Annotated in this window: 7 protein-coding genes and 2 pseudogenes; 3 read left to right on the forward strand and 6 right to left on the reverse strand. The window is 36.6% G+C overall.

Annotation, left to right across the window (positions count from 1 at the left end; all coding sequences use genetic code 11):
* Positions 1-495: pseudogene (locus H5187_RS22105) on the forward strand (IS4 family transposase); the annotation flags it as partial.
* 129 nt (positions 496-624) lie between these two features.
* Here the strand turns inward: H5187_RS22105 and H5187_RS22110 are convergent.
* The 6 genes from H5187_RS22110 to H5187_RS22135 all read right to left on the reverse strand — a co-directional run bounded on the left by H5187_RS22110 (position 625) and on the right by H5187_RS22135 (position 5,921).
* A complete protein-coding gene (locus tag H5187_RS22110) occupies positions 625-1,185 on the reverse strand; it encodes an LPP20 family lipoprotein (RefSeq protein WP_145234255.1) in 561 nt (186 codons plus the stop codon).
* Complete coding sequence (locus H5187_RS22115; protein ID WP_145234252.1) at positions 1,175-2,473, reverse strand: transglycosylase SLT domain-containing protein; 1,299 nt, start codon at positions 2,471-2,473, stop codon at positions 1,175-1,177. Before H5187_RS22115 ends, H5187_RS22110 begins: the two co-directional genes overlap by 11 nt.
* A 9-nt stretch (positions 2,474-2,482) precedes the next feature.
* Positions 2,483-3,268, reverse strand: coding sequence for an ETEC_3214 domain-containing protein (locus tag H5187_RS22120; protein WP_182717752.1), 786 nt, complete (start codon positions 3,266-3,268; stop codon positions 2,483-2,485).
* A gap of 67 nt (positions 3,269-3,335) precedes the next feature.
* Positions 3,336-4,172: a TonB-dependent receptor gene (locus H5187_RS22125; RefSeq protein ID WP_220493323.1), complete on the reverse strand. Its 837-nt coding sequence runs from the start codon at positions 4,170-4,172 to the stop codon at positions 3,336-3,338.
* 54 nt (positions 4,173-4,226) lie between these two features.
* Positions 4,227-5,294: a hypothetical protein gene (locus tag H5187_RS22130; RefSeq protein WP_145234248.1), complete on the reverse strand. Its 1,068-nt coding sequence runs from the start codon at positions 5,292-5,294 to the stop codon at positions 4,227-4,229.
* Between the two features lie 273 nt (positions 5,295-5,567).
* A complete protein-coding gene (locus tag H5187_RS22135; RefSeq protein WP_246175457.1) occupies positions 5,568-5,921 on the reverse strand; it encodes a MarR family winged helix-turn-helix transcriptional regulator in 354 nt (117 codons plus the stop codon).
* Here H5187_RS22135 and H5187_RS22140 point away from each other — a divergent pair.
* Together H5187_RS22140 and H5187_RS22145 are read left to right on the forward strand one after the other, a co-directional pair.
* Positions 5,913-6,098 (forward strand): annotated as a pseudogene (locus H5187_RS22140) (hypothetical protein); the annotation flags it as partial. The gene H5187_RS22135 and the pseudogene H5187_RS22140 overlap by 9 nt on opposite strands.
* Positions 6,099-6,569: 471 nt before the next feature.
* Positions 6,570-8,228, forward strand: coding sequence for a choice-of-anchor I domain-containing protein (locus H5187_RS22145; RefSeq protein WP_310737478.1), 1,659 nt, complete (start codon positions 6,570-6,572; stop codon positions 8,226-8,228).
* Positions 8,229-8,332 lie beyond the last annotated feature (104 nt).

The raw sequence follows: 8,332 nt of genomic DNA on the forward strand, positions 1-8,332 counted from the left end.
CTGGTTGGCAAAGGGCATAAGTTATTAAAAAGAGATAAAAAACGTGGTTATAAGGAGCCTTGGCTACTCGTTTCTTCACTTCCAAAAAGGCACCACTTTCTCGAAAAAGTGCTCAAATTATATGGCATGAGAATGCAGATAGAAGCCGGATTTCGAGATCAAAAAAGTGTTAGGTTCGGCTTAGGCTCAGATCTGCACAGAACGAACAAACTCTACCGATTAGACATACTTTTACTGCTCGCAACACTGGTGCATTGGTTCTCAATGATGCTGGGTGCAGTGATAGACAAAGCAGGAAAGACAGGATCTTTTCAAGCTAACTCAAGCAAAAGCAGGCGAGTAGTGTCATGGGCATTTGTTGGGCTGCGATACTTCAAAAAACAGTCCATTAAACTGCACCGGCGAGATTATTTGGAAGGGCTAGCCTATTTCGTGCAAGTGGTAGTGAAACTCGATTGGAAAAATATGGATGTGAGTGATGCGATTGAAAATTAAAGATTATTTTTGGGGATCTCTTAGGAGTTTAATGGTGCTAGTGGGGGTTTGGTTAATACTAGGGTAATTTATTGTAGTTATTTAATTAATATAACAACCCTAACTTATATTAGGGCTGTTATAAAACGCTTATTTATCTAGCGCTTTAAGCTCATCAGTTGTTGTTTTTAATTTGAATTCACGGTAAAGCATATCTTCATCATTAGGGCTTAAATTCTTTCCTGACGTTTCGATTAATTTATCAAATAAAGGCTTAGTATTTTCCATAGTTACAAGCGCACATAACTGTTTCTTTCCATCTAAGCGAGCAAAACCAATTTCTTTAGCAATAGCCCCTACTAAGCTTTGCTCAGCTACCTGTTTACTTATTTGCGTAAATGATGAATTAGTCGTCGTTGAGTCTTGCTGTTGGGTTTGTTTGTTTATTAGTGTATCCATTACTTGCGCTTTAGCACTAATTTGAGTTACTAGATCGGCACGTGCATTGGCAATAGCTTGTGCTCTACTTGCAGCCATATTGCCCGTCCATACTACACAGCTAGATGAAGCCAAACCGCCCTCGGGTGCTGTAGGTTGTAAAACCCAGCTTGGAACAGAATCGTTTTCAGCAAGAGGTTGAGACTTTTGTGGTGTTGTACCACATGCTGTAATAACTCCAGCAACTGCCAATATTAAAAGTTTATTTCGCATGATTTACTTCCTTATTGTTAAGGTTCCATTGTTCTAAGTTTTTTTGATATTGAATATCTAATTTACTTACCTTTTGTAAGTACTTTTTTGTTTCGTCGTACGGTAAATTATTTATAAGTTGTGCGTATACACCTTCGCTATCTAATTGGTTTATTAAGGCTACCGCTTTATTTATATTCGTACTTCTATTTAAGTTAAATGCTTTAGCTACGTTACCAGCGCCAGTATTATAAGCTGCAATGGCACAATATCTTCGGCTTATGGGATTATTAATTTTGCGCAAATATCGAGTCGTTAAAATGTCTAAGTACCCAGCACCGTAAGTTATATTAGTTTTTGGGTCGAATAATTCTTTAGCTGTAGGAGCTATATCCTTTTTAAATTGTCTGCGAGCAACATCTAAGCCTGCTGAGTTTGGCACTATTTGCATTAATCCAAATGCTGGAATATGCGATTTTGCATTAGGATCAAATGACGACTCAGCATGTGAAATAGCTAATAGTAAAGATAATTGATCTTTAGAAAACTGGCTATAATAAGTAACAAAAGGCGCTACTTTTTTTTGTAAATAAGTATCGGGTAGAGCGAAAGTATGCGACTTAATGCGTTTGTAGGTAAGGTTTTGCTCTTTTGTTTTTTTTAGCGCATTATTTAAATTACTAATACGTTGTTCTTTTTCTTTGGTAAGCTGCTCTTTTTGGATATCAATTTGTGCTTTAGGTAATTGCTCGTTTTTATCTAAACTACTCAATGATTGCTCGTGTTGAGAAGTAATTTCATTAATTAATGCGACTTCGCTTTCATGTTTGTCTGGCTGTGCTTTTATATCAACTTTTGCTGTTTTTACTGCTTTATCGAGTAAGCTAGGGTCTTTAAAAATATCAGTTAAAACCGGCGATAATTTAACATTATTTAACAATTGATTTGTTGTTAATGCTTCTTCTTGAGAAGTCGCTTTTAGTCCTGTTTCATTTGAGCCTTCAAGTGTTTGTACAGTCACGGTCGAATTTTGTTCATCAATAATAATACGTGTTTTTTTATCCGCACTATATTCAACACGTTCTAATAATGAGCTTTGTACAGGTCTTGACCAGTTTTGCAATAATCTATCTCTAAATTTATCGTATTCCTCGAGATATGCTTGTCTGAATGCTTGATATTCCAACTGATGATCGTTTTTAAAAGTGGTTTGTTTTGCAAGTTGCTGTTTTTTAAATTCTTCGAACGTCGGCGTGGTAGCCCCGCTGTAAGCACTAAATAAAGCAAAAAATAATAAAGTGTGACGCATTTTTTATCCTTAAAAATAAGCGTTAAATTCATACGTTGTCAGTAATGAATCAGAGATGTATTCACTAGATAGCTCAGATACTGCATAAAATGTAGCCGCAGTGTTAGCAAGTATCTCGGTTGTTTTAGCTAAGGCTTTTTCGTCATCTTGAGTAAGCATTAACTCATCAAGTTTAAATAAAGCTTTTTGCGTTTCATCAAGTAATGGTGCGTAGTTACTAAAGCCAACGCTAAGGTTCAAAAACATACCTTGAGCATTTAACTGTTTTGACTGCATATAATATTTAATATTATGAGAATCAAAATAAAATTCGTTACTTGATTTTATAACATCGCTTAGACTATTAACTCTGAGCATTTTTTTATTAAAAGGTATTAAGGGTGTAAATTCCGGTACCATAGATTTATCGTATTTTAAACTATGTACGGCGATGCCGACTATACGAGTATTTTTATTAATAAGTGTAAGTAAATATTTCGTATTTTTGTAATACCTATATTCGTAATCAGTATTCAAAGATGATGTTTTAATTACTTGCGGAATACCAATTTTTTTTTCAGCGTAAGGTAAGTAGTTGCCAATATCTAGCGCAGTAATCTTTTTTTCTTCGATTTGGTTCGTAAAGTGAGTAATGAATCCGTTGTACCCTTCAATTATGAGTGCTTTACTATCGGCCCAATTTCCAAGACCCATTAAAGTAACCATAAGTAAAATAAAGTAACCTTTCAATTTAGCTAACAAAGATTTATTTTCTTCAGTGTTAGCCTCAGGCTCTAAGTTATTTCCTACAGACATTTTCATCCTTAAAATATAGTTTATCAGTGTTAAATATAACTGTTTAAAATATGGCTTAATATAATCGCTAATAAGAATTGATAGCAGTATTTTTTAACTTTACAATGCTATTTATTAAATTAGTTGTGCTGTCTTGATTGGCTAAATGAATTAACTCGGTTTTTGAGCGTTTAGAGTAGCTCAAACCTTTTCCTTCAAAACGTTGTTGCCAAATAGACTTTTTGCTTTGTGTATCTATTTGAAGTTTTAACTGTGTAATTACAAGTTTACTTTGTGCTTTTATTATCGAGTTTTTAACTAAATAGGTCACTTCGCAAGCCGAGTTTGTTAATTTATATCCATGCTGTAAAAGTTGCTCAGTGAGTAACTCTGTAAGTTGAGAGCTATTTTCGCCCGTTACTTTTAAGCAACTATTTTTTGCGCCTAGCATTGCTTGTTGTTGTTTTATTTTTTCTTGTTGGCCTTCTTCAAGATCGGCTTTACTAATTGAAATAGCTGCATATACAGTACAGTTAATAGGGTCTACATAACGATCATATACTTTTGCGCTTTTTAATAGCTGATTGGTTTGAGACTCAATCACCGATTTGTAATCAGAATGGCTTACTGTGCTTGACGAGGTGTTTTTAATTATTTCTTTCACTGAAATATCAGTATTTAGTAATTTTGCGAGCTCTTCACGCGCATTTTTAGCTGACCGACGTTCATCAATTGTTTTTAAACCAGAGCATTGTGAAGAGCCTGAACTAGCTAATTTTTCATCATCAACAATATCTATTCCTACCCACTTAGGCTGGGCATTCTTTGCATAGTATGAGCTGCAACTACAATGTGATGCTGCATTAGTAAGGAAAGGACTTAGCGCTATTGCCGCTAATAGTAGTGAGGATGTTCTAGTAGTCATAGTTTTACCAACAGCAATAAGGCCTAACACAAAAGTGGTAGGCCTTAACTTAAATTACAAACGGTTTGAAGTTGTTGCTAGAGTTAGCTTTGCGTTATCCGATTCACGCTCGACAAGCCGTGTTTGGCCTTCAATAACAAACTTAAGTTCGTCAACGTCTAATGTTAAGTTGCTCGCTTTTTCATAATATGCTTTTGCTAATTCTAAATCATTCGCTCTTTCTGCACACACACCATTGTTGTAGTTTATAGCCAGTGACTCTGAATACTGACTTTGAGCTTTTGCAAAGGTTTTGCAGGCGTGGTCAGGCATGTCTTTTTCTGCAAATTCAACAGCGAGGTCTAATAACTCTTCTGCTTTATCAGTTAAATCTGAATCATCAGATTCCATCAACTTTACATTTTTAGTCACTTGGTGTGGTGCAACATCTTGTTTTAATTCTTCTATTACAGCGGCAAGTGCTCTGCCTCGTAATACAGAGTCAGATGGATGAGGGTCGTCACCTTTACATACTTTACTACTTGATAGGCGTGAATATTGTTTAGTAAAAACAATTTGCCCTGTTTCTACAGATACAGCCTTAGGTTTAAAATTTACTTTCGCAATTTTTTCTGAGCACTTAATGGTTATTTCTCTAGACTTCTCACACTTGTACCATTTATCACCTTTTTGTATACATTCACTGTCTTTTTCGTAGTAAGTAGAGGTATCTACATCAGCAGTGTAGTCAGCAGTGATAAGTGTATCTGCGCCTGTAAGTTTACCTAGGCGGGTTCTGTTTTTTGAGTTACTGATATCACTTTCATTAAACCGTTGTTGTTCTATAATTTTACTAAGAGAAGCTTTATCAACAAAGGTAAAGTAAGGTTGGCCATTCACACGAATATTTGAAAGGTTTGTTTCAATTATACCTGTAGATGCGTTTCTGTTATTTGAAATAACTGCAAGACGCTTCATTTTCTCAGTGCCACTTTCTTTAGCCGCTTTTGTGTATGTAATAGGTAATTCAGCAGTTGTGAAAGAGTTATTTAAACTAGCAATACCTCCATTAATAGTTTCAGTAACTACACAGCCAGAGAGCATTACACTTGATACTAAAGCGATTTTTATTCCCTTTATCATACAATTATTCCTTTATTAAGTTAGTGTTCATTTTCACTTTTTAACACTTGTAACTAGATGGGTCAACCTTATAGCTAAAACTCTCATTAAAACGGTTCTTTTTTCTTATTTTAAAAAAGGTACAAGGGGGGAATACCTTTACAATTTAAAAAGATGCATGAATTTTATAACTATAATCGAATCCATCTTTACCTAATTTCATGTAAGAAAAACGACTAAAGTGGCTGTTATCATTCTTTAACTTATTGGATAAGTTTTTAAGTGGGGTGTACTTTATTTAATTGCATTTTCTACTGGGCAACCACGCTTTCTACATACACCTTCGTTACATAGTTTGCATATTTTACGGGCTTTTATCTGCTCGCTTGTTATGCTGCTAAGCGCTAGTTCTATCAAGCTTAAAAAGCTTTGTTTTTGTTCATCATTAAAGCTATTTAGTATTTTAGAGGTGGCTGTTTCTCGGCTGTTTAGTACTCGTTTAACCCTTTGACTTCCTTTATCAGTTACGTATAAAACAACAGAGCGAGCATCCTTTACCGATTTACGCCTCTTTACAAGCTCTTCTTTTTCAAGCGTATTTATTAATCTAACCGCACCAGAGTGCGTTAAGCCTAAAACCTTGCTCATTTAGGTAAAGAAGCGCGTTTAGTGATGTTACCTTACGAAGCTCATGGTTATCGTGCTCGTAAGGGTTTACTGCATGTGCTTTGGGAGCAAGAGCAATGGCTGGATAAATACTTGTTAACTGACGAAGCTCCTGCAAACGATGCTCAAGCAAATACTGAACCTTCTGTATCAGAGTAAATTGAAAGCGCGGATTGTGCTGCGCTTTTTATGCCAAAAAGTGCCCCTCACAATTTTAAGCATTTTATAAATTTTTTCTATTGCGCAGAGTTACAACCTGATATTCAGTACATCACTACAGCTATTAGTTAGAGAGCAACGGCAAGTAAATTCAACGTAGTTAGAGTTGGAAATTACTACCTGTACGTCTGAATTTTGGTTATTTAGAGTGAGGTGAATTATAAATTAAATCATGATCTTATAGTTTATTCTCGTTCGCAATGTCATCCCATTGACATGATAATTACATCTAGCTGTCAATATTACGCTTTAGGGTATCGTGATTAATTAAAACTAAAACGATACCAAGGAAATGTGATGAAATTGAAACCGATAGTAGGCAGCTTATTAATGCTAGGTCTATTAAGTGGCTGTGATCTAGCAGATGATGATAATGATTTAGAGCCTTAGCGTTACCAACTGATATTAAATATCACAGAGCAAAGTGCTGGAAACGTAGTAATAAGTCCAGAGCGTGCTGATTATGAGCAAGGTGCTATTGTTATGCTAAACGCTCAGGCTGCACAAGGATATAAATTTGTTTCATGGTCTGGCGATATTGGTAATGCAGACTATAGCGCGACTTCTTTAACTCTTACAATGAATAACCATAAAGAGGTTACTGCAACATTTAGCCAAATTACTGAGACACCATCAGCAGGGCAAGTGGTGATCAACGAGGTGCGTTCAAATGAAGGCGGTTATGATTTTATTGAGTTGTTTAATAACTCTGAACAAGCATTTACCTTTAGTGACGCTAATTGGGCAGTAAATGATTTAAAAGGCTTTGAGATTGATAAAGAGCCGGGCATTAAAATTCCACAAGGTACAACCATCGCCGCAGGTGGGTTTTTAGTGATTGCCACAGATCAAACTAGCATTCCATTTGATGCACCAACAGATACTTTAGTTGCCATTGCTGGCGATACTGATTTTGGTTTAGGTAAAGGCGACACCGCATTACTGGTGCACAACAATCAAATTGTAGATAGCGCACATTGGAGTGATGGTAGCCATGTGTCTACATGGGGGCGTTTACCAGATGGTGGTAATTGGCACACTCAAGATGAAGCGCTCGCGCCAACGCCTGGTGCTGCCAATAAATTACCAGCGCCGGTTGATGGTGCAACTGCCGCTAATATTGTGATCAATGAAGTGGTTTCAAAAGGCCGTGATGACGCCGATTTTGATTTTGTTGAGCTGTACAACACATCTTCTGAACCATTTGTTTTTGCAGCTAATGAGTGGGAGTTAGTTGATTTAGACCGTGAAGCGAATAACCAAGCGGGTTTAACTATCCCTGCAGGTACAGAAATTCCTGGCCACGGCTTTATTGTATTATTGCCGAATTTAGTTACGGGTGCTCAGTTACCTAACGGTGCACCCGCAACGGCTATTTTAAATAATAATGAAGACTTTGGCTTAGGCAAAGGCGAAACCATTAAACTAAAATACCAAGGCCAAGTGCATCAACAAGTCAGTTATGGCGACTTCCATGTTAATAGTTATGGCCGTTTTCCTGATGGTATGGAATTTATAGAGCTTGTTGATGAGAATGCGCCACAACTTTATGCCAGCCCTGGACGTAAAAACTTCAAAACTCCTATGCATGTGGGTGCTGCAACTACATTAAATTTCACATCATTTAATGATCAAGAAGCGGCTCTTGAAAGCAAAGGCTTCCGAGTATTTGGTAAAGGTGCAGATTTAGCTGCAGACGTTGAGCCTGAGTATGTCGCCGTATCAGCTGATTCAAGCACTGCATGGGTGTCATTGCAAGAGAATAACGGCCTTGCAAAAATAGACTTAACCACGAAAACTATCACTGATATTTTTCCGCTGGGCTTTAAAGATTATGGTATGGCTGGCAATGAAATAGATGCCAGTGATAAAGATAATATGATCAAACTACAAACCCGCGCAAACGTAGTGGGTATGTATCAACCTGATGGCATCGCAACATTTACACAAGATGGCATAGATTACGTTTTAACTGCCAACGAGGGGGATATACGTGACTGGTTTAGCAACTTCGCTGAAGGTGAGAAAGTTGCAGATATCGTGCTTGATCTAAAGTATCCCCAGAATTAGCCTTTATATATCAATGAACTAATAGTATTAAAAAATGTGGGAAGCGAGGGAACATTCATGGTGTTTTGTGATCTTATGAATCGCTTAAAAACAACAGAGCTAAA

It is taken from the genome of Pseudoalteromonas sp. SG44-1 (assembly GCF_014164315.1).
GTDB classification, from domain to species: Bacteria; Pseudomonadota; Gammaproteobacteria; order Enterobacterales; family Alteromonadaceae; genus Pseudoalteromonas; species Pseudoalteromonas rhizosphaerae.

Bases quoted from the DNA above. Each gene is read 5' to 3' on its own strand.
- H5187_RS22110 (WP_145234255.1), bottom strand. From the start codon at position 1,185: ATGCGAAATAAACTTTTAATATTGGCAGTTGCTGGAGTTATTACAGCA.
- H5187_RS22115 (WP_145234252.1), bottom strand. From the start codon at position 2,473: ATGCGTCACACTTTATTATTTTTTGCTTTATTTAGTGCTTACAGCGGG.
- H5187_RS22120 (WP_182717752.1), bottom strand. From the start codon at position 3,268: ATGTCTGTAGGAAATAACTTAGAGCCTGAGGCTAACACTGAAGAAAAT.
- H5187_RS22125 (WP_220493323.1), bottom strand. From the start codon at position 4,172: ATGACTACTAGAACATCCTCACTACTATTAGCGGCAATAGCGCTAAGT.
- H5187_RS22130 (WP_145234248.1), bottom strand. From the start codon at position 5,294: ATGATAAAGGGAATAAAAATCGCTTTAGTATCAAGTGTAATGCTCTCT.
- H5187_RS22135 (WP_246175457.1), bottom strand. From the start codon at position 5,921: ATGAGCAAGGTTTTAGGCTTAACGCACTCTGGTGCGGTTAGATTAATA.